At 33.5% G+C, this 21264-nt stretch carries 22 protein-coding genes; 18 read left to right on the forward strand and 4 right to left on the reverse strand.

Annotated features, from left to right (window positions below):
• The first annotated feature begins 196 nt into the window (after nt 1–196).
• Nucleotides 197–1042, forward strand: coding sequence for a helix-turn-helix domain-containing protein (locus F5ESL0228_RS00685; RefSeq protein WP_122022540.1), 846 nt, complete (start codon nt 197–199; stop codon nt 1040–1042).
• 609 nt (nt 1043–1651) lie between these two features.
• Here F5ESL0228_RS00685 and F5ESL0228_RS08270 read toward each other — a convergent pair.
• The gene (locus F5ESL0228_RS08270) at nt 1652–1825 is read right to left on the reverse strand and encodes a hypothetical protein (RefSeq protein ID WP_158592461.1); all 174 of its coding nucleotides are present in this window, start codon (nt 1823–1825) and stop codon (nt 1652–1654) included.
• A 167-nt stretch (nt 1826–1992) separates the two neighbouring features.
• On the opposite strand from F5ESL0228_RS08270, the gene F5ESL0228_RS00690 reads away from it, so the two are divergent.
• The 3 genes from F5ESL0228_RS00690 (at nt 1993) to F5ESL0228_RS00700 (ending at nt 3699) form a co-directional block, all read left to right on the forward strand.
• A complete protein-coding gene (locus F5ESL0228_RS00690) occupies nt 1993–2280 on the forward strand; it encodes a helix-turn-helix domain-containing protein (protein ID WP_122022541.1) in 288 nt (95 codons plus the stop codon).
• On the forward strand, nt 2281–2838 hold the full coding sequence (locus F5ESL0228_RS00695; RefSeq protein ID WP_122022542.1) for a hypothetical protein: 558 nt from the start codon (nt 2281–2283) through the stop codon (nt 2836–2838).
• Between the two features lie 540 nt (nt 2839–3378).
• Nucleotides 3379–3699 (forward strand): hypothetical protein, encoded by a 321-nt coding sequence (locus F5ESL0228_RS00700; RefSeq protein WP_122022543.1) that lies wholly within the window; start codon nt 3379–3381, stop codon nt 3697–3699.
• A 578-nt stretch (nt 3700–4277) separates the two neighbouring features.
• Here the strand turns inward: F5ESL0228_RS00700 and F5ESL0228_RS00710 are convergent.
• Nucleotides 4278–5495: a L,D-transpeptidase family protein gene (locus F5ESL0228_RS00710; RefSeq protein WP_122022545.1), complete on the reverse strand. Its 1218-nt coding sequence runs from the start codon at nt 5493–5495 to the stop codon at nt 4278–4280.
• 110 nt (nt 5496–5605) lie between these two features.
• Between F5ESL0228_RS00710 and F5ESL0228_RS00715 the strand changes: the two genes are divergently transcribed.
• The 9 genes from F5ESL0228_RS00715 to F5ESL0228_RS00755 all read left to right on the forward strand — a co-directional run bounded on the left by F5ESL0228_RS00715 (nt 5606) and on the right by F5ESL0228_RS00755 (nt 14731).
• Entirely contained in the window at nt 5606–6400 is a 795-nt protein-coding gene (locus F5ESL0228_RS00715) for a DUF4931 domain-containing protein (RefSeq protein ID WP_122022546.1), read from the forward strand.
• Between the two features lie 101 nt (nt 6401–6501).
• On the forward strand, nt 6502–7116 hold the full coding sequence (locus tag F5ESL0228_RS00720; protein ID WP_122022547.1) for an ECF transporter S component: 615 nt from the start codon (nt 6502–6504) through the stop codon (nt 7114–7116).
• Nucleotides 7117–7244: 128 nt separating this feature from the next.
• Nucleotides 7245–7994: an ABC transporter ATP-binding protein gene (locus F5ESL0228_RS00725; RefSeq protein WP_122017663.1), complete on the forward strand. Its 750-nt coding sequence runs from the start codon at nt 7245–7247 to the stop codon at nt 7992–7994.
• An 11-nt stretch (nt 7995–8005) separates the two neighbouring features.
• A complete protein-coding gene (locus F5ESL0228_RS00730) occupies nt 8006–9811 on the forward strand; it encodes an FtsX-like permease family protein (RefSeq protein WP_122022548.1) in 1806 nt (601 codons plus the stop codon).
• A 353-nt stretch (nt 9812–10164) separates the two neighbouring features.
• A complete protein-coding gene (locus F5ESL0228_RS00735; RefSeq protein ID WP_369916827.1) occupies nt 10165–11364 on the forward strand; it encodes an ABC transporter substrate-binding protein in 1200 nt (399 codons plus the stop codon).
• 26 nt (nt 11365–11390) lie between these two features.
• Nucleotides 11391–12269, forward strand: coding sequence for a branched-chain amino acid ABC transporter permease (locus F5ESL0228_RS00740; RefSeq protein ID WP_122022550.1), 879 nt, complete (start codon nt 11391–11393; stop codon nt 12267–12269).
• An 8-nt stretch (nt 12270–12277) separates the two neighbouring features.
• Complete coding sequence (locus tag F5ESL0228_RS00745) at nt 12278–13234, forward strand: branched-chain amino acid ABC transporter permease (protein WP_122017667.1); 957 nt, start codon at nt 12278–12280, stop codon at nt 13232–13234.
• Between the two features lie 3 nt (nt 13235–13237).
• Nucleotides 13238–14020: an ABC transporter ATP-binding protein gene (locus F5ESL0228_RS00750; protein WP_122017668.1), complete on the forward strand. Its 783-nt coding sequence runs from the start codon at nt 13238–13240 to the stop codon at nt 14018–14020.
• Nucleotides 14021–14026: 6 nt separating this feature from the next.
• Nucleotides 14027–14731, forward strand: coding sequence for an ABC transporter ATP-binding protein (locus tag F5ESL0228_RS00755; RefSeq protein WP_122017754.1), 705 nt, complete (start codon nt 14027–14029; stop codon nt 14729–14731).
• A 74-nt stretch (nt 14732–14805) separates the two neighbouring features.
• Here F5ESL0228_RS00755 and F5ESL0228_RS00760 read toward each other — a convergent pair whose 3' ends face one another.
• Nucleotides 14806–15450, reverse strand: a complete 645-nt coding sequence (locus F5ESL0228_RS00760) for a histidine phosphatase family protein (protein WP_122017669.1) — start codon at nt 15448–15450, stop codon at nt 14806–14808.
• 32 nt (nt 15451–15482) lie between these two features.
• Nucleotides 15483–16091 carry a matrixin family metalloprotease gene (locus F5ESL0228_RS00765; RefSeq protein WP_122017670.1) on the reverse strand — a complete coding sequence of 203 codons (609 nt, stop codon included), beginning with the start codon at nt 16089–16091 and terminating at the stop codon, nt 15483–15485.
• 239 nt (nt 16092–16330) lie between these two features.
• Here F5ESL0228_RS00765 and helD point away from each other — a divergent pair, with 239 nt between their 5' ends.
• The 5 genes from helD to F5ESL0228_RS08575 all read left to right on the forward strand — a co-directional run.
• The gene (helD, locus tag F5ESL0228_RS00770) at nt 16331–18613 is read left to right on the forward strand and encodes an RNA polymerase recycling motor HelD (RefSeq protein ID WP_122022551.1); all 2283 of its coding nucleotides are present in this window, start codon (nt 16331–16333) and stop codon (nt 18611–18613) included.
• A gap of 9 nt (nt 18614–18622) precedes the next feature.
• Nucleotides 18623–19072 (forward strand): GNAT family N-acetyltransferase, encoded by a 450-nt coding sequence (locus F5ESL0228_RS00775; RefSeq protein WP_122022552.1) that lies wholly within the window; start codon nt 18623–18625, stop codon nt 19070–19072.
• Between the two features lie 77 nt (nt 19073–19149).
• Nucleotides 19150–20067, forward strand: a complete 918-nt coding sequence (gene coaA, locus F5ESL0228_RS00780; RefSeq protein ID WP_122017673.1) for a type I pantothenate kinase — start codon at nt 19150–19152, stop codon at nt 20065–20067.
• A gap of 388 nt (nt 20068–20455) precedes the next feature.
• Nucleotides 20456–21028, forward strand: coding sequence for an elongation factor P (efp, locus tag F5ESL0228_RS00785; protein WP_122017674.1), 573 nt, complete (start codon nt 20456–20458; stop codon nt 21026–21028).
• Between the two features lie 87 nt (nt 21029–21115).
• Nucleotides 21116–21264: helix-turn-helix domain-containing protein (locus F5ESL0228_RS08575; protein WP_158592462.1), on the forward strand; the 149-nt coding region annotated here is incomplete at its 3' end.

Consider the following 21264-nt stretch of genomic DNA (forward strand, 5'->3'; position numbering starts at 1 on the left):
AACTCGCAATTGTAAAATTGCGGTAATTCTTATTCTTTAAAAAAATGCCCATGATTTTCTCCCTATATTTTTAATAATGTTATAAATCTAAGATATTTACAGTATATTTTGTTTACAATTAAATTGAGGAGAAATGTCATATTTGATTATCAAAAGTCAAATATGACAATTAGCTAAAGATAGGTAGGAAATAGCGATGACAATTGGAGAATTACTAAAAGAATTCCGCTTAAACAAAGAAAAAACGCAAAAAGAGTGGATCGGCGATATTGTAAGTCCATCGTTTTATTCAAAAGTCGAAAAGAATATTCATCGAATTTCTGCAGAAGACTTAGTGGCAATATTACATGTAAATAAAGTTCCATTAATTGATTTCTTTAGTAAATTAAACAAGCGCGATCAAGCCCGCTATCAGCAAGGCCTAAAAATAGGACAACTGATCAATGAGGCATATTACCAAAACTCTAAAAGTGATTTGCAACAAATTCGCAAAATAGTTGCCGACAGTGATTTACCGGATAAAGATGATAATCTTTTATTTATTGATGCATATATAGCAATGCTTGGTAATAACTTTAAGATCTTGGATAAAGATATGATTAATAGGATGAAGGAGAAAGTCTTTAGTATTTCCAATTTTGATGGGGATAGTTTAAGTATGTATTGTAACTTTATGGCTTTTTATGATTTAGATAGCAATTTAATAATTTCCAAAAAGGTAATAGAGCAGTTTATTGATAGTAATGAAATTAGAATACAAAGGATAGTTTTAAGCATAATTGATAATATGTTGACAATATGCATTCAGGATAAGCGATATGATGAAACGAGTTTTTTCCTTGAAGTAGCCAAGCAAGTTAAAATTAAACCAGAAATCTTTTTCTATAAGGCGGTCATAGTGGCATTTGACAATTTAATTAAGTATCATTATGAGCATGAGCAGAAATGTTTTGCGAACGTTAAAGCAATAATTAAAACGATTGAAATGACAGGAATGAAAAGTTATGGCAAAGATTTAGAAGAACTCCTGCTTTCAGTTTAATGTGTTGGTGCCGTCATATTGATGCTAGACAACATAATTAATGAACCGTGTAATTTTCAAGAATAATATAAAAAGGCATTACCTAGCGTGGTAATGTCTTTTTCGTCTGGTCGTGCTCTAAGAAGGATGCGTTTTTTATTTTAAAAGAAAAAAAGCGACCCTTTTGGGATCGCTCAGCCGGCATTGCAAGTGACTGAACTTGCTTTGCACGCTATGTTGCATGTTAAACATACTACCTTAGTGACTTAAGTATACCATGATTGCCAATTCTGGTAAAATGAATAAGCACGTTATGTGCACCATCTTGGAAAGTTGACTGGCTTTCCGTAAAGGAGGTGAAAAAGCGTGTCAGACATATTTACCTTAGTATTATTTTACTTAGTCTTAATTAAGACAGAGCAAGTATTGAGCGACATTATTGTCATACTTGATAAGTTACTCAAGTAAAATAACAGAAGCAACTCAGAATTTCTGAGCTGTTTTTGATTGGTCTAATTATGAAATAACAAAAATTACCAAAACAAAAAGCCCGCTTTAACGGGCTTTTTTGCTTACCTAAGATAATGCATATTATGTTAAGTTAAAGACGGTATAGGTAAATATAACAGATTAATAAATTTGAGAATGCTTTTTCCATGTTTCATTAAAACGATAAAATCTCTTTTCTGTATGCACAAATATTTTAACAGAATCAGAACCGTGTTTATCAATGCTAATTGAAGGAGCAACTGTTTTTAATACTGTAAAAACATCTTCTAATTTAGCAATCTTTTCATCTATCATCCGCCATCCATTTTAAAAAGCAGTATGTGGAATTTTAATGTATCTTTCTATGCCATTAATTGATCCACTTAGTGTAGCATATCAATATGTCAAGTCAATATTGGTATGGTGGTTTAAAATATAATTAGCTAAAGTTAATATAGTGACATTGAATAGAGGCGGTTAAGATGACAATTGGGGAGTTATTAAAAGATTATAGAATAAAACAAAGAAAAACCCAAAAGCAATGGGTAGGTAATGTAATGAGTGCTTCTTTTTATACGAAAGTAGAAAGAGGTTTAAGTAGAATTTCGGCTGAAGATTTGATTAATTTATTGCATTATAATCAAATACTATTAATCGATTTTTTTGGCAAATTAAGTAAAAATGACAAATCGTTTTATCAACAAAAACAACAAATAAATAGGCTGGCTAATGAAGCATACTATCACGATTCTAAGCAGGAACTAAAATAGTTGCGGGATATAGTATCAAAAAGTGAGTTACCGAATAAGGATGATGAATTGTTTCTTATTGATACTTACATTGCTGTAATCAACAAAGATTTTACTCATATAGATCAAAAGCTTATAGATAAAATGAAAGAACGGATTTTAAGCATTACTGATTTTGATGAAGATGGTTTGATTATTTATTGTAATTTTATGAGCTTTTATGATTTAAATAGTAATCTGCTCTTATCTAAAAGAATAATAGAACAATTTATCGGATCAACTAGTACTAAGATACAAAAGATAATTTTGGGAATCATTATTAATATGCTGGTTTTTTGTATTCAAAATAAAAAGTTTGAAGAGACAGAAGTATTTGTTAACTATGCGGCTCAAATAAAAACACAGCCAGATATCTTTTTTTATAAAATGTTAATACCAATATTTGACAATATAATTAAATATCAATATGAGCATGATCGCAAATATATGGAAGTAGCCCAAAAGTTAATTGAAAGTGTTAAGCTAGCAGGCATGCCAGATTATAGCAAAGACTTAGAAAAGTTGATAATCATAAACTAGAAAAATTTCATCAGTGGATAAACTATACTAAAACTATAAAAAATATAAAAGAATAGGAGGAAACAACATTGTTTGAGTTATTACGCGAAATTATTATTTTCTTTCCACCATTTTAATCAAGAATTGAAGTAATGGAGGTCCGCACATGCCAAGAATAAGGAATGTAACTGATGATGAGGTTTTGGCATGACTTATAAAAATAACCGCCAGTGTGACTATGAAGGTTATACAACCGGTCTTTATATTAGATTCAAGTCTCAAAAAAAGAAATATATATGAAATTTATTTAGATAGTTTAGTTATTAAATAATAAGGAGTAATAATCATGAAACTAATAAGACAGTAATTGCAGGATTAACAACATTAGCATTAAGTCCAGTTGCAACAGCATTAGGAAGTGGAGTTTTAACAACTCAAGTCGTACAAGCAGCCACGGTTACAAATGCACAAAAGGGTAATGTAGAAACCAAAACCTTTACTTTTACAAATAAAGAAATTTTTGAAAAGCTTGAAGCGCAAGGCTATGATGTTAAGGCGATCTTGGGTGAAAAATCTTATCAAGTAGCTTTGATGCAAGATCTGTTACGTCATGGTGGAACTTATATCAGCACTAATAAGCATGGATTTACGATCTATATAAATAGTGCAATTACTAAAGTACTTGTTATGGCCGGAGCAGTTGGTGCGGCAGGAATAATTGGTGGCCTCTTAAGTTCAGCAGGTCTTGGTGGAGCTGCATTGGCTAATGCAAAGGAAATCATCGTTGGTGTAGCCTCTGCTGGGGGCACTAAAGCTATGGATAGAGGTATTTACGTTAAATTTAGCAATAAAGGTAATTTGGTTAGTTGGGGTTATCAATAAAGCTATGGATATTTAAAATATAGTAGAGATGATCAACATGACAAAAGAAAAATATCGCGAAAAGTCTAAGGCACTAAAAACAATTGAAATTATTTGTTACATAATTACAGCAGTAGTATTCGGAACAATAATTGGTCCTAGAGTATGGCCATTTTGGACTAGTGTCACTAAATTTACAGTATTTGTATTATGTCTGGTAGTAGCAGTAGTCATTCTTGATTGCCTTATAAAGATTACTGATCACTTGTATTACAAAAATAGTAAATAAAAGAATTACCAATTAATTCTAATATTATCAAAAAAATTTTGACCACCAGGTTTTCTGGTGGTTTTTTTCTTTTGTAGTTGAAGTGTTGTTGGTAATTTGTTTAAGTTTATCAATTTTTTTCAACCATTAATTGTGGTTGTTGAAATTGATCTAATAATTTTTATGTTTGATTAAGTGTGTTGTGTAAGCGAGTAATTCATTAGCTAGTTGCTTAATTGCTTTTTTGCATAGCACATTTTCCCTTACTACTTGGCATATCAATTAAATAAAACAGCAACGAATTATTCGTTGCTGCTTTTTATTATCTTACTTAATTATAAATAATAACTGCTTCATGCTTAATCACATTATGCCAAACACGATTAATTTCGCTCGGTTTAATATTAATGCAGCCATGAGAGCCACCACGTAGGTATGCACTCTTGCTCCAATCACCGCGCCAAGCAGCATCGTGTAGACCACAACCACTAAGTGTAAAAGGCATCCAATATTTAACTGGTGAAGCGTACTTAGAACCATCATCATTGCGTCCGCGCAAAGTAGCAGGGGATTCTTTATAATGAATATACCAAACCCCTTCTGGAGTTCGGTTACCTTTTCCTTTACTCTTATCTCTAGTTCCGGTGACAATATCGGTTAAATAAACAGCTAATTTACCATTCCGAATGATCCAGAGTTCCTGCTTTTTTAATGAAATAACAATGTAATTATTGCCGATTCCATGATTAGTTTTGCCGTAACCTAAACCATAAGTACTGTATCCAAGTCCATAGATGTAATTCTGACCATCAAGTTCTGTAGTTCCATTTAAGAAAGCTTGTTCAACCGCAGTTTGCGCTTTTTTAACATAAACGCCCCAACCATAACTTTCGTTTTTTATGGTAATTTTTTGAGCTGCCAATTTTCTTTTAACGGGAACTGCAAACTTATAACTTTGATGAATTGTTGAAACTTCTTTATCAATCTTGTTTAATTGTGCTGTTAGGCTTTCAGTGTTTAAAAAAATGTATTTGCCCTGCTTAAATTCAGCTTGATCAATTAACTTGGCAGCCTCTAATTTATATATTTTACCTGCAATTCTATAGTTTACAATAGCACCACTGACTGTTTGCAACTTTTTATTGGCAGTAAGTAAGGCGGCATTGTCATATTGATAGTTTTGCTTATTAGGCATTTCAGTGTGTTGTTTTTTAAAGTATTGTGTAACCGTCTCTTGCTTAATTGTATTAATGTTAGGGTCGCGTTCAATGGCAACCTTTCCTTTTTCAAGAGTGACAATGTTATTACCTTTTTGGTTAATTTTTTTAGTAGCATTGTTAACCGTCAGATTACCCACTTTGACGCCATAAATAGTTACATTAGGGTTAAAATGAGTAGTAGCAAATTCTCTTGCCTGTTTTTGTGCGGCAACGTGGTTGTTGTATGAAACAACACCGAAGATAAGTGCTAAAATCAAAATGATACCGACAATAATTAAGTATAGATTATTGCGGTTATTGTATTTTTTTAAGTCCCTTTTTGATTGCATAAATTTACCTACTAATAACATAATTCTAACAATTACTGCCGTTACATTTTATCATCTATTGCGGCTCTAGTAAAATGCAAAGGTTAAAGATGCTTAGAGAGGAAATTATATTGGATGAAGAACCGTTAATTTTTGATATTAATATTGTACAGGGCAAGCCAAATTCTTATCGAAAAACAAATCGTGCACTGATTTGCCCATTTTGCCAAACAAATGAGTTAACTGATATTTACGAAAAAGAAGGTGACATGATCTGGTTGCATAATAAGTTTCCAACATTACGTGACACTGTACAAACGGTCTTAATTGAGTCCGGTAATCATTTGGGTGATATTACGACGTATACTCCAAAATATAATCGTGATTTAATGCGGTTTGCTTTAAAATGCTTTAAGCAAATGAATAAGCAAAAATTGTTTAAATCAGTTCTCTGGTATAAAAATTATGGCCCGCATTCAGGTGGCTCACTAAGTCATCCACATATGCAAATCGTTGGCTTAAAAAAGCAAGATGGCTACCGATATATTTGTGAAAAAAATTTCATCGGTATAACCGTTTTTAATGGAAAAGATATTGAAGTAAATGTTAGTACTTATCCGGTTCAAGGGTATATTGAGTTCAACTTTAATTTGCTCAAAATAAGCGGCCTTGAACGATGGTCCGATTGGATTCAGAGTGGTACTAAGTATTTATTAAATGTTCTTTCTGGTGGTCGCTGTGATTCATACAATTTGTTTTTTTATCCTAGAGAAGATCAAAAAATTTGTGCCAAATTAATTGCTCGCTTCGCAGCACCACCTTATTTTATTGGCTATAAATTATCGCAGGTTGATAACAAAGAAAAACTTGTTGAAGAGGCAACTTCTTTTAAACACTTTTTTAATCATGGTTCACGGTTGGACTAACTTTAAAGAAAGTATCGAAAAAATTAATAATAAGATTGATAGGACTAATTGTTAGTTCATGAGTTAAGCAATATAATAGTTAAATATTGAAGGAGAAGCAAATGCATCAAAAACAAACCAGGAACATGGCAATTACTGCCTTATTTGTTGCTATATTTTTATTACAAACTTTTGTACCGAATATTGGTTATATCCGGATTTTGCCGACTTTACCCGCAATTACAACTGTTCCATTAACAGTTGCTGTGTATGGTCTGCTAATGGGACCCAAGAAAGGATTGTGTTTTGGTTTGTTATGGGGAGCGTTACGTTTTATTCAAGCTTATATTCAGCCAGCTGATATTGTTAGCATAATGCTCTTTCGTAACCCAGTAATTGCACTTGTGCCTAGTATTCTGGCTGGACTATTTCCCGGACTGGTTGGATATATATTTGAGCAAAAAGCGGTCAAGGTCAAGCAGTTAGGATATCTAATTGCAGGAGCAGTTACTTCCTTAACTAATACGGTGATGGTGATTTTATTGACAAGTATTTTCTTTGCAAATAGATCAACTGAATTAATGGGATATATGGGTAAATTTGCTAATGGTACTCCACTACTTTTGGCGTTGATTATTGCTTTGGGAATGAATGGAATAATTGAAGCTGTTTTTACGGCGGTCTTAGCTCCGCTTATTGTGACGCCACTAAAAAAAACTTTACAACGATTAAATTAACTGCTATTGAATAATTAAGCATAAGCATTTCACAAAGAAAGGCTTATTTTTTTATGAAAATATTGACAAAATTATTTTGCAGTGTAGTGTATTAGATAAATAATACATAAATAGATTGGAGGTAATTAATAATGGAAATATTACATGTCGATCATGTCACAAAAACTTACGGTAAGCGAGGTGAAAAGCAGTATCAAGCATTAAAAGGTATTGATTTTACTGTAAATTCAGGTGAATTTGTAGCAATTATGGGTGCCTCTGGTTCTGGTAAAACAACGCTTCTTAACTTACTATCTACTTTGGATCGACCAACAGGTGGTCGTGTGTTGATTAATGGCCAAGACAATAGTAGCTTAAAAGATAATCAGTTGGCAGATTTTCGTAGCAAGCAAATTGGCTTTATCTTTCAAGATTTTAATTTATTAGAAAGTTTAACTAATCGTGAAAATATTGCGTTACCACTAGCGCTTAGTGGTTTAACGCCAAACCGCATTAATCCCTTAGTTAATAAGATTGCAACAAGACTTGGAATTGTAGAAATTTTAGCCAAATATCCGGTTGAAATATCAGGTGGACAAAAGCAGAGGGTTGCAGCTGCTAGGGCACTAGTCCATGACCCCGCAATTCTATTAGCCGATGAACCAACGGGTGCTTTAGACTCTAAGAATGCACGTGAATTGCTTGAGACAATGGCAGACTTAAACCACAAAGATCAGATTACAACATTAATGGTGACCCATGACCCAATATCCGCTAGTTTTGCTAGTCGTATTTTGTTTATTAAAGATGGCAAAATTGGCAAGCAGCTACTCAGAAATGATATGTCAAGAATTGAATTTTATCATTCTTTGATTTACCAAATGGAACTCGCCGAATAAGGATAAAAATTATGATTTGGAAGTTATCTGTAGCAGGAATTAAAAGTCGACTAAAAGATTATCTTGTGCTTTTTTCGGGCCTAATTGTAGCTAGTATGATTTTTTACATGTTTTTGACAATTGCTACTAATCCTGCCTTTCTGGCTAAAGACGTATATGCACGTATAAGTTATGTAAACTTTATTTTCATTTTTGGCATAATTTTGCTGGCAATTATTACTTTTGTGTACCTAATTTATGCCAATTCTTTTTTATTAAATATGCGTAAGCATGATTATGGCATGTTTATGATACTTGGTGCTAAAGGAAAACGTATCGGTTTGATTATCTTTTTGGAAACATTAGTTACTGGTATTTTGGCAACTATGCTTGGTACCGTACTAGGCTTTGGTTTAACTGGATTGATTTCTAAGTTATTAATTAGTCGGCTCGGATTGGCAATCTACCATTTTCAAATAATTTTACCTAGTGCTATTTTGGGTACTTTCTGTTTTTTTATCATCATGTTCTTTTTAGGAGCTATTTGGAATGTCCATAAGCTGACTAAAACACCGATTATTAATCTACTTAAAGAAAATCAAAAACCAACTAAAATTAATCAAAAGCCGTTTTTACGTGTGGTTGAAACTGTTTTCGGGTTAATTTTACTGGCTTTCGGCTATCAAGTAATGATGTGGTCATCAACAAAAATTTATCAGATTATTCCCACCGCTTTAATAACAATTGTTAGTGGCTCATATTTTATTTTTAATGCTTTATTTAGCATGATTATTGCCAGCTTAATTAAAAAGGAAAGCTTTTCTTACCGTGGGATACGCATGTTTACTTTGGGACAATTAAAGTTTCGTTTGCATGAATATACTAGAATTTTAACCCTAATTTCACTGCTTTTTGCTCTGGCTTTAGGAGCAATTACAGTTGGCTTGAATTTTGATACGGTTAAGGAACATGCTAAAACTAGTACCTACTATGATACGATTGTGGTTAGTAAAGCGGCAGCTGTTAACAAAGAGGTTGCCAAATTAAATATTCAAAATCAGCAAACTTATGCTTATAAGGAAACACATAAATACATTTACTTTAATCGCAATGAATTTGTAGGGCAGCCGCTTAAAGTAACTAAATTCTACCTAAAAAAAGATGAGCCTATGTATAAGGTGGAAAATTTACCAACCAAAAAACTAGATGTACCAAATACTGATGCTAATATTGCTTTAAGCGGCATGGTAATTAATGGCTTGCAAAAGGTAATTCGTTTAGTACCGGCAAACAAGTGGCAAACTTTACAGGGTACAAAGAAGATGATTACGTTACTTAACGTAAAAGACTTTGACCATGACTATCCGATTTTAATGAAAATTCAACAACTCCAATTAAAGGAAAATCCAAAATATTCTAATATCTATGAAGCAAGTAAACCAAATAACTATCAATTATTGCTTAACTATAGCAGTGGGTTTGAATTTATGGGCTTTTTCTTAGGAATTGCCTTTTTGACAATGCTAGCTTCAACTTTAATGTTTAAAGTCTTAAATGGTGCTAGTGATGATAAAATCCGTTATCGAATGCTTAATCAGATAGGGACTAGAGTAAGTCTACTTAAACGATCAATTAACTGGGAAATTGGTATTTTATTCTTATTACCAGCTATTTTGGGGATTATTGATGTGCTATTTGGTTTACAACTTTTCCGTTCTTTACTGCCAGATCCATATCATAATATTTGGTTGCTATTTACCATTTTTATTATTCTCTATGTCTTTTATTATTTATTAACGATTAAATTATATAAAAAGATTGTTTTGAGTCGTAATTAAATGTAGTGTTATTTAAATGTTGTTGATTTATAATTAAAATAATTTTAAAATAAGCTTGACTGCTGAAAAGTATGTGTTTATAATTATAAGCGTTAAATTAAATTTGTGGGAGGAGTTTTTAATAATGTCTAAAAATATAAAACAACAAAAAAATATTAAAATCAATCCAACCTGCTGTTTAATTGCCTTGTTGTTGCCATTCAGGACTTGACTATGAATAAATTACTGAAGAAGTAATTTGGTTAAGCCCTTGTTTGCGTTTAATGAATGGGGCTTAACTTTTAAGTGATATAAGCCTCATTCATTTCAATGAATGAGGTTTTTTAATTATTAGATGTTATAAAAGGAGATTAATAATGGGTAGAATTAATAAAAGAGTACTAAATCTTATTACAGCAGGGGCAGCAGCCTTTTTAATGGCGGGCTGTAGTGTTGCTAAGACTAGCAATAATAACGGTACTCATCAAGATAAAGACATTATTAAAATTGGAGTTAATATGGAGCTATCTGGAGCGGCAGCCGGTTATGGTAATGCGGAAAAACAAGGAATACAGTTAGCCGCAAATGAAATCAATCAAGCTGGTGGTATTAATGTTAATGGTCAAAAAAAGAAAATTAAATTGATTATTCGTGATAATAAAACCGCAATTGCAACTTCAGCTTCGGTTGCTGCACAGTTAGCTACTAAAGATAAAGTTGCTGCAATTGTAGGACCAGCAACCACTAATGCCGGTACGGCTGAAATTCCCAATATTACTAAGGCATCTGTTCCTAGTGTTAGTCCATCAGCTACCGATCCAAGCTATACTTTACAGAAAAATGGCAAGGTACAACCGTTTGTATTCCGTGCATGTTTTCAAAACAATTTCCAAGGTGAAAATGCAGCTAAGTTTGTAACTAATAACTTAAAAGCTAAAAGGGTTGCGATTCTTGCTGATAATTCTAGTGATTATGGTACAGGTTTAGCTAAGGCATTTAGGAAGACTTATAAGGGTAGAATAGTGGACAGTCAAACTTATTCTGAAGGCGATAAAGATTTTAATGCAGTGCTGACTTCTTTTAAATCAAAGAAAATTGATGCTATCTATGTTCCGGGCTACTACACCGAGGTAGGTCTGATTATTAAGCAAGCACGCCAAATAGGAATTAAGATTCCAATTATTGGTAGTGATGGCATGGCTGATCCTAAGCTAGCTCAAATTGCGGGAGATAAATATGCAACAAATATTTACTATACTACACCGTTTTCGACTAGAGTTGCTGCTAAAAATGCGACAGCAAAGAAATTTATGACTGAATTCAAGAATCACTACAATGTAGAAGCACCAACTTTTTCAGCTTTAGCCTATGATTCTGTTTACATGATTAAAACCGCAATTGAAAATGAAAAGTCAGATGATTCAACTAAAATAGCAGCTGGATTAGCTAAGATTAAGGATTTTGACGGAGTTACTGGTCAAATCACCGTAAATAAAACACATGATCCAGAAATGCCAATTGCGATTGAGGAGATGACTAATGGAAAAGTAAGTAATTCATTTAGTGTTGAATAAAACAATTATTAAAGGAGCGAATAGCTTTGCAAATATTTTTACAGCAAATCATCAATGCTTTGTCACTAGGGTCAATTTATGCCCTACTAGCTCTTGGATATAGTATGGTTTATGGCATTATTAAGTTAATTAACTTTGCACATGGTGATATTTACATGTTGGGAGCATTTTGTGCTTATTTCGTAATTAATACCTTGCATTTAAACTTTATTATGGCTTTATTTTCAGCGATGATCTTTGGCGCACTGTTAGGAGTAATTATTGAGTATTTGGCTTATCGACCACTGCGTAAATCACCGAGAATCACGGTCTTGATTACAGCAATTGGGGTTTCATTCTTACTCGAAAACGGTATGTCTTACTTTGTAGGTTCAAATGCTCGTAGTTTTCCTCAGGTAATTGAACAAGTTAATTACAACGTAGGTGGGGTTTTAATTTCTAATATTCAAATTTTGATTTTGGTAACTTCTTTAAGTTTAATGATTTTATTGCAAATAGTTATTAAAAAAACTAGTATGGGCCGAGCAATGCGCGCCGTGTCAGTTGATCCAGAGGCAGCTGAATTGGTCGGGATTAATGTTAATCATACAATCTCTTTTACTTTTGCACTTGGATCAGCATTAGCAGGTGCAGCGGGAATTTTAATTGGAATGTACTATAACTCAATTGATCCGTTGATGGGAATGACGCCGGGAATTAAGGCTTTTGTTGCCGCAGTTTTAGGCGGTATTGGTTCCGTTCCTGGTGCATCACTTGGAGGATTTTTGATAGGAATTTTAGAGACATTCTTTCAATCAGTTGGATTATCTGCATATAAAGATGCAGTTGTTTACTTAATTTTAATTATAATTTTACTCTTTTTCCCAGCAGGTATTTTTGGTAAAAATATCAAGGAAAAGGTTTAGGTGGCAGTATGAGAGCAAATTGGAAATATATTTTATCGTGGCTTTTACTAATGATTGCTGGTTTTTACTTAATTAATACATTAATTATGACAGGTATGATTGATAATTTTATTGAAAATATGCTGGTAATGATTGGGATCAATATTATTTTAGCGACAGGTCTTAATTTAATTATAGGTTTTAGCGGTCAATTTTCTTTAGGTCATGCGGGATTTATGGCAATTGGTGCATACGTGACTGCAATAATTACACAATATTGGACAAATGAATTTGGCTTTATTGTTTCAATGATAGCAGGAATGCTTATAGCAGGTATGATTGCATTGATTGTTGGAACGGCCACTTTTATTAGGCTTAAAGGTGACTATCTAGCTATTGCGACACTGGGTGTGGCTGAAATAATCCGTAATATAATTAATAATTTGAAAATTACTGGTGGGTCAGCAGGAATGTTTAATATTCCTCAGTTGTGCTCATGGCCAACAGTTTACATAATGGTATGTTTAACTACAATTGTTATCTTAAATTTTGTTCGTTCTCGCGATGGACGGGCAATTAAGGCTGTGCGTGAAGATGAACTTGCAGCTGAGGCGATGGGAATCAATACGACTAAATGGAAAGTGGCTGCATTTGTTTTTGGGGGCGCAACAGCTGCTATTGCAGGAAGTTTGCAGGCCTCATATCTACAAACAATTTCTCCAGCCAATTTTGGAATAATGGAGTCAATTTCCATTTTAGTTATTGTGGTTTTAGGTGGTGTTGGTAGCATTACTGGTACTTTCTTAGCTGCTTCAGTTCTGGGCATTCTGGATACAGTTTTACAAAATTTTGGATCACTAAGAATGGTTATTTACGCAATTGCGCTTATTATGATTATGCTCTTCAAGCCATCCGGTCTGTTAGGTAACTGGGAATTATCTTTAAAAAATTTAATGCAGCGCTTTGTAAAAAAAGAAAGAGAGTAAGATATGAAACATTTATTGCAGGTTGATCATGTCGTACGCAATTTTGGTGGCTTGGTTGCTGTCAAAGACGTTTCGCTGTATTTGGATCAACAAGAATTGGTTGCGTTGATAGGTCCTAATGGTGCTGGTAAAACTACTTTATTTAACTTATTGACCGGAATGATTCCTGTTACTAGTGGTAGTATCAAGTTACAAACAGAAACAAAAAATTATGATTTGACTCATAAAAATGCAACACAGATTGCTAATTTAGGTCTTTCACGAACATTTCAAAATATTAGATTATTTAAAAATTTAACAGTGATAGATAATGTATTAACTGCAATGACAAGTAGATATCAGGAAGGATTTTTGACAACGGTCTTACGCCTACCAGACTTTTATCTAACGGAGCGCAAGATGAAAGAATCTGCAGAGCGACTATTAGATATTTTTGAACTAACTGATCATAAAACAACTTTGGCTAAGAACCTGCCTTATGGCACACAACGACGGTTGGAAATAGTCCGTGCACTAGCAACCGAGCCTAAGATTCTTTTCTTAGATGAACCAGCCGCAGGGATGAATCCAGAAGAAACAGCAGATTTGACCGATTTGATTAAATATATTCAAAAAGAGTTTGGAATTACGGTCTTGTTGATTGAACATGATATGTCGTTGGTAATGAAACTTGCAACTCGAATTTATGTGTTGGATCAGGGCCAGCTTTTGGCAACGGGAAAGCCAGATGAAATTAAGTCAAATCCCAAAGTAATTGAAGCTTATTTGGGAGAAGGTGTAAATTAGATGGTTATGCTGGAAGTAAAAGATCTAGTTGTCAATTATGGTGTGATTCAAGCAGTTAAGGGAGTTAGTTTTGAAATTAACGAAGGCGAGATTGTTACACTAATTGGAGCTAATGGAGCCGGTAAAACTACGATTGTGAAGACAATTTCAGGATTACTTAAACCAAAAAGTGGTCAAATTATTTATCAAAATGAAAATCTGGTTCGTCAAAAAGCTTCGCAAATTGTTGGAGCTGGTATTTCCCAAGTAGCTGAAGGTCGGCATATTTTTGCGGGGATGACGGTAATGGAAAATCTACAATTAGGAGCCTTTTTACAAAATAATCATGATGAGGCAAAGAAAAGTTATGAAGAGGTTTTTGACAGATTCCCTATTTTGAAAAAAAGACGTAATCAGGATGCAGCTACTCTCTCGGGTGGTGAGCAACAAATGCTCGCAATTGGTCGAGCATTAATGATTAAACCTAAATTACTTTTGCTAGATGAACCTTCGATGGGATTATCGCCACTCTTTATTCAGGAAATATTTGCAATTATCAAGGAATTGAACGATCGCGGTACAACAATCTTATTAATTGAACAAAATGCTAAACAAGCTTTAGCAATTGCAGATCGTGGTTATGTCTTGGCTACGGGGAAAGTGCAATTAACTGGAACAGGCTCAGAATTATTAGCTAATTCTGAGGTTCAACGAGTATATTTTGGTGGTTAAAACCGTAAATCTACATAAAAAAGCCGTTCGCTGGTTATAAAGCGAACGACTTTTTATATAATTTTTAAGTATAATTATATTTCCATATTATTATACGAAACTATTTTTTGTTCTTGATCATTCATATTCATAATGGTAATTGACGCGTTGCGTGGCCCGACACTTATGTCATAACCACCAAATCGAGCAGCAATACTGCGAATTGTAAAGCCATGGGTAACCAACAGAATATTTTCTGCACCATCAAGCTGATGGATTAGTTTAAAGCCTTGATCAAGTCTTGTCCAATATTCTTTAGCATTTTCTGCTTCGTGAAAGGGATCAGCCTCTTTAATCCAATCCTTGATGGTGTCAATCGATTCGTTTTTAAAAATATCATAATGATTATGATACCCGTGAGGTCCACCAATCATTTGCCAAGCCATGTCTGTATCCATTCCTTCAAAGTAACCGTAAAATTGTTCCCTAAAAAGTGGTGTTGCAAGATGCTGGATTTCATCATGATTAATATTGTGTTTAATAATATTGTCGCACGTATCACTGGCACGTTTTAGATCACTAGATAAAGCGATATCAAATGGTACATCTTTTAGGGCTTCTCCAGCTTGCTCAGCTTCTGAAATCCCCTTTTTGGTTAAGGGAGTATCACACCATCCTTGCATTTTGTTATAACGGTTAATATATGTTTGTCCATGGCGTACAATATAAATTCTCTTCATCATCAATTCTCCCCCAGTCTTATTAAGTATAACTATTTGTGATAGAGTTTTCTAACAGTTGAAATATCGTTCGGTTCAATTGGGTAAAGCGAGCCTACGGGATACATGACAGATTTGCCGTTATTGTGTTTAAGACCAATTGCATGACCTAATTCGTGTTCAACTGTATTAACTACTCTTTGACGACTGTAATCATAGATAGAAAAATTCTGTAAGTAGAAGATATTTAGTCTGGTTACAGCCGAGTATAGAATTCCGGTTTTAGTATAGTAATGAAATGTGGTGTAACCGGCATAATTAGTGTTGGGACTGTAAACTTGTTCAATTACAATATTTGCCTTTTTCTTATTTTCGGTTTTGATAAAGTCAAAAGCTCCCGTATTATTCCAGGCATTAATTGCATCATTTGTAGCGGATATTAAATCTTGATTGTCATTTAGGTCAATATAAACAAAAGCTTTAGCGGATTTCCATCGCCAACCTACTGTAGCAGGTATTTTACTTTTATTACTCTTTTTAGTCTTTTTTGCATAGACTACTTGATTAAAATTATTGTCGCTGATTGGTGCAAGGTAACCAATGGTTCCAACTATAATTAATGTGCACAATAATTTGGTAAAAAAATGATAAAATTTATTCATGTGTTTAGTTCAACTCCATCTTCTATATTATAAATTAAAATTAGTAATATAAATTAAAATTAGTAATTTTTTCAGAAAAATTAATAGATAAATGCTAAACGAATGCAATTAATAAGGCAATAATAATTAAATATGCATTAGGAGTTAATCATTAGACACGATTGAAGTTGAAATTATATATTAATTCAATTTCATGTTAAAATAGTATCCAAGTTTTGAAAAAATAGGTGACAAAAGCGATGGATGATAAACAATTTGAACAAAAACATCTCAATCAAATTATAAAAATGTTAAGTGAGAAGGAAAGAGAGTTATCTTCGTCAATTAAGTCTGCTGAGGGAGAGGCTAAGGATCTAAACTCGCATTTCTTTGATGACGTGAAATTGGATTATGATGGTTATTCAACTTCAATGGAAACGGCGCTATCGATTCACCAGCAGCAACAATTACTTGATGAACGTGAGAATGCATGGCAACATGCTGCTAGACAATTGAATACGGTACAGAAATTAGAGAAGAGGCCTTATTTTGCACGGGTTGACTTTAAAGAGGGTACTGAAAAGCCAGAAACGATTTATATTGGTCTGGGTTCGTTTGCTGATAAAAATAATCACTTTTTAATATATGATTGGAGGGCGCCAATTTCTTCAATTTATTATGATGGTAAGTTAGGCAATGTTTCATATCAATCTCCTGAAGGGGAAATATCCGTTCAGATGACTAAGAAACGGCAATTTATGATTGAAAATGGTCAAATCATCAACATGTTTGATACCAATGAATCTATTGGCGATCAAATGCTACTGGAAGTTCTTAATGAAAAATCTAGTACACAGATGAAAACAATTGTAACGACCATCCAACATGAACAAAATAAGATAATTCGAAATACGAGTGCAGATCTGCTGTTTGTTCAAGGGGCAGCCGGTTCAGGTAAAACTTCAGCAATTTTACAACGTATTGCCTACCTGTTATATCGCTATCGCGGTAATTTGACGAGCAGTGATGTCATTATGTTTAGTCCCAATCAGCTTTTTAACGATTATATCAAAAACGTTCTACCCGAAATGGGTGAGCAAAATATGGTTCAAATGACATATTGGCAGTTCGTGGCTCGCAGGTTGCCAGGGATGCGTGTTGAAAATCTGTTTGATCAGTTTGAAGATAAGACTGCTGATTCAACTATTAGTAATTTTAAAGACTCAACAAGTTTCTTTAAGCTCATTAATCGCTATGCTAAACATCTTAATGAACGAGGCGTAGTCTTTAAAAATATTTATTTCCGTAATAAAAAGAAGCCATTTTTTAATAAAGAAAAGATTAGTGATTTATATTACTCGTTTAATACCAATTATAATTTGAGTAATCGGATAGATGCAACCCGTGAAGAACTAATCAAATTACTTAATCGAAAGATAACGTCTGAGTCAAGAAAAGCTTGGGTTGCCGATGAAATTCAGAATCTAAACCAGGAGCAGTTAAATGAATTATATGATCGTCCTGACCAAGAGTTTGAATCTGAAGAAAAGGAAGAAAAATTTTTAAGTCGAAAAATAGTAATTAAAGCTTTAGGTAGAGTCTTTCAACAAATTCGCCGTAATAGTTTTGTGAATATGCGTATGCAATACCTCAACTTTTTGCGAGCAGTTCCCAAAATGACGGACTTAAGTAAATGGAAGATTAACGATCAAGAGTGGGCCCAACATGTTGAGCAAACTAAGGATAATTTTATGCACCATTTTATACGCATGAATGATGTTTCGGCCTATCTTTACCTTTATGATTTAATTACTGGTAGACAGGTAAATTATGAAATGCGCTATGTTTTTATCGATGAAATTCAAGACTATACACCATTTCAACTTTGTTATCTTAAGTATAATTTCCCCCGAGCAAAATTTACTATGTTGGGAGATCTGAACCAAGCAATTTTTACTAAAGATGAAAGTAAAAGCTTACTTAAACAGATTAGTGGGTTATTTGACCCAGAAAAAACTGATGTGGTTCAACTAACCAAGTCCTACCGCTCTACTAAGCAATTAACAGATTTCACTAAGCAAATTTTACGACAAGGTGAAAAAGTTGAATCATTTGATCGTCAAGGCCCTAAACCTGTTATTTGGAAGTGTGAAAACGACTCTGTCACATTTACAGTATTGGAACAAATACTACAAAACAACAACCAGCAAAAGTTGACAACAGCGATTATTACAAAAGATTTGGCTAGTGCAAAATTAGTTGCCCAGAAGTTGAAAGAAGCAAAAGTTAAGGCTGTTTTGATTGCTTCGGCAAACCAGCGATTAGTTAATGGCAGCCTGATTATTCCATCATATTTGGCCAAAGGACTTGAATTTGATGCTGTGATTATGTGGGATGCGTCAAAAGCCAATTATCACCGAATTGACGAAACTCAATTGGTCTATACAATTACATCGCGTGCGATGTACAAGTTGGATTTAATATATACAGGAGAGAAGAGTCCATTACTTGACGTAAAGAGTGCCACATATGATGAAAAGTAGGTAGGAAACATGACAGAGTTAGAAAGTTTTTCATTTAAAAAGATTAATCAAATGACTGGATGTGAGGTTTTTTGTCTTGCTCGTTTGCGTATCGATACCTTTGTTACTGAACAAAAAATTACTGAGCCTGAATTAGATGATCAAGATATAACTGCAATTCATGTTTTCCGTTTGAATCAAAAGCAAACTCAAGCGGATGCTGTATGTCGTCTCTTTGAAGAAAATGGTAAATGGATGTTGGGCAGAGTCGCAGTAGCTTATAATATGCGGGGACAACATTTAGGCTCGCAAATGCTAGAGCTAGTTCATCAATATTTGAGACAAAGAGGGGTCCACAAAATTTATTGTCATGCTCAAATTCAGGCTAAACCTTTCTATGACAACTTGGGTTATAAGGTTCGTGGCAAGGTGTTTACCGAAGCGGGTCTTGAACATGTTATGATGTACTATGATTTATAAAAGAACCAACTCGTACAATTCTTGTGCGAGTTTTTATTTCATTTAGAAATATAGAGAATTAAAAGGAATGATCTTGAATGAAGAATTATTTACAATTTAATCGAGATGAATGGGCAAGCTTAACTGCTTCTAGTAAGCAAGTTAATGTTACTCCACAAGAATTGATAAAACTGAAATCACTAGGTGATGTGATTAATTTGACCGATGTAAGACAAATTTATGGTACGTTAATTAAATATATTCATCTCGTATATAAAGAAAAACAAGCTTTGCAGCAAAGAAAGCAAGAATTTTTAATGCGAAATGTAACACCGGCACCATTTATTATTGGAATTTCTGGCTCAGTCGCCGTTGGTAAATCAACTACGGCAAGACTTTTACAGGTTTTATTAAGTCGGACATATCCTATGTTGCAAGTTCATTTGATGACGACAGATGGCTTTATTTATCCCAACCAAGAATTAAAAAGGCGACAGTTGTTTGATCGTAAAGGCTTTCCAGAAAGTTATAATATGAGCTTATTGCGTGATTTTTTACAAGATGTTCTTGGAGGCAAAAAAAACATTGCTTATCCTCTGTATTCGCAAGAATTAAGTGATATTATTCCTGGAAAATATGGTCATGTGAAAAGGCCTGATATTTTAATTATCGAGGGGATTAATACTCTGCAATTGCCAACTAATGGTCAAATTGTTACTAGTGATTTTTTTGATTTTTCAATTTATGTCGATGCGCAAGAGGATTTAATTGAAGAATGGTTTATGCAACGGTTTGTCCGTGTATTGGAATTAAATAAAAATAATCCAGATAATTTTTATTATGAAATGGCTAATGGACCACGTGAAGATGCCATAAAGTTAGCACAGGATACTTGGCAGATGGTTAATCTGGTTAATCTACGAGAATATATAGCTCCAACTAAGCGGCGTGCAGATCTAATTTTGCATAAGACATCCGGTCATATTATTGATCAAATTTATTTGAAGCAATTTTAATCCTAGTTATGAAGAGAAAGAAGATTTTTTTGCAAGAGAAGATATTGAGAATTGATGTTCTTTAAAGAATTGTATTGACGCGGTTACAGATGCAGAAATAGTTATTTCAGATAAATCATATACGATGCCACAATATTAAACCGGGTAAAGATTTGCAACCCAGGATTTAATGACGACTAAATCAATTTATTTATCAAAAAGCTGTTAGTGAAAATGTTGGAATATGACAGATTAGCATTTTAATAATTTTGATTACTAGGAGTATAAATTTGGTATAATTAATTACATGAATATGATTTATTTACTACTAATTAAAAAATTTGCTTTACCTCCAGCCAGCTTGCTTTTTTGCTTTTAACAATAATCATAGGAATAAAGGAGTATAAAAATGGTTCAAGCAATTAACTTAAAAAAGGGTATGGTTTTCAGTCAAGATGGAAAAATGATTAGAGTGCTTAAGGCTAATCACCATAAGCCGGGCAAAGGCAACACTGTAATGCAAATGGATTTGCGTAATATAGAAAGTGGAGCTGTGGTTCATAAGACCATGAGACCAACAGAGAAAGTTGAACTAATTGACATTACAAAGAAAAATGCCCAGTTTCTTTATAGTGAAGGGGATACTTATACATTTATGGACACGGAGACTTATGAACAATATGAGGTTTCTGAAAGCCAATTGGGTGATGACAAACTTTATTTAATACCAAATATTGAAGTACAACTAGAATTTGCTAATGATAGTAAGCTTCTTGGTGTCGAACTTCCAGCAACAGTTGTAATGAAAGTGGTTCACACTGAACCAGGGATTAAAGGTGCGACAGTTACGGGTTCAGGCAAGCCAGCAACAATGGAAACTGGTTTAGTTGTTCAAGTTCCTGATTTTATAAAGGATGGCGAAGAATTAATAATTAACACTGCTGAAGGAATTTATAAATCAAGAGCTGAAGGAAATAAATAAAATAATAAAAAAGCAAGAAAAAACCGCACTGTGATGATGAAGTTAACCCCCGGAATTGGACAAAGATTCCAATTCGGGGGTTTTCTTATGTCTAAATATTTACTAAAAACAAAATTAGAAGCAGTAGATTTGTATCAAAGAGGATTTAGTACAAAAGAAATTCAAGAGAAATTACATATCACATCACGTAGATCTATTGATGGTTGGATCAATAATTATCAACAGTATGGTAACAG

The organism is Lactobacillus sp. ESL0228 (genome assembly GCF_003692825.1).
In the GTDB taxonomy this organism is placed as follows: Bacteria; Bacillota; Bacilli; order Lactobacillales; family Lactobacillaceae; genus Lactobacillus.

Bases quoted from the DNA above. Each gene is read 5' to 3' on its own strand.
- F5ESL0228_RS00755 (WP_122017754.1), top strand. From the start codon at position 14,027: ATGCTGGAAGTAAAAGATCTAGTTGTCAATTATGGTGTGATTCAAGCA.
- coaA (WP_122017673.1), top strand. From the start codon at position 19,150: ATGAAGAATTATTTACAATTTAATCGAGATGAATGGGCAAGCTTAACT.
- F5ESL0228_RS00750 (WP_122017668.1), top strand. From the start codon at position 13,238: ATGAAACATTTATTGCAGGTTGATCATGTCGTACGCAATTTTGGTGGC.
- F5ESL0228_RS00760 (WP_122017669.1), bottom strand. From the start codon at position 15,450: ATGAAGAGAATTTATATTGTACGCCATGGACAAACATATATTAACCGT.
- F5ESL0228_RS00690 (WP_122022541.1), top strand. From the start codon at position 1,993: ATGACAATTGGGGAGTTATTAAAAGATTATAGAATAAAACAAAGAAAA.
- F5ESL0228_RS00710 (WP_122022545.1), bottom strand. From the start codon at position 5,495: ATGCAATCAAAAAGGGACTTAAAAAAATACAATAACCGCAATAATCTA.
- F5ESL0228_RS00745 (WP_122017667.1), top strand. From the start codon at position 12,278: ATGAGAGCAAATTGGAAATATATTTTATCGTGGCTTTTACTAATGATT.
- F5ESL0228_RS00685 (WP_122022540.1), top strand. From the start codon at position 197: ATGACAATTGGAGAATTACTAAAAGAATTCCGCTTAAACAAAGAAAAA.
- helD (WP_122022551.1), top strand. From the start codon at position 16,331: ATGGATGATAAACAATTTGAACAAAAACATCTCAATCAAATTATAAAA.
- F5ESL0228_RS00720 (WP_122022547.1), top strand. From the start codon at position 6,502: ATGCATCAAAAACAAACCAGGAACATGGCAATTACTGCCTTATTTGTT.
- efp (WP_122017674.1), top strand. From the start codon at position 20,456: ATGGTTCAAGCAATTAACTTAAAAAAGGGTATGGTTTTCAGTCAAGAT.
- F5ESL0228_RS00765 (WP_122017670.1), bottom strand. From the start codon at position 16,091: ATGAATAAATTTTATCATTTTTTTACCAAATTATTGTGCACATTAATT.
- F5ESL0228_RS00730 (WP_122022548.1), top strand. From the start codon at position 8,006: ATGATTTGGAAGTTATCTGTAGCAGGAATTAAAAGTCGACTAAAAGAT.
- F5ESL0228_RS00775 (WP_122022552.1), top strand. From the start codon at position 18,623: ATGACAGAGTTAGAAAGTTTTTCATTTAAAAAGATTAATCAAATGACT.
- F5ESL0228_RS08270 (WP_158592461.1), bottom strand. From the start codon at position 1,825: ATGATAGATGAAAAGATTGCTAAATTAGAAGATGTTTTTACAGTATTA.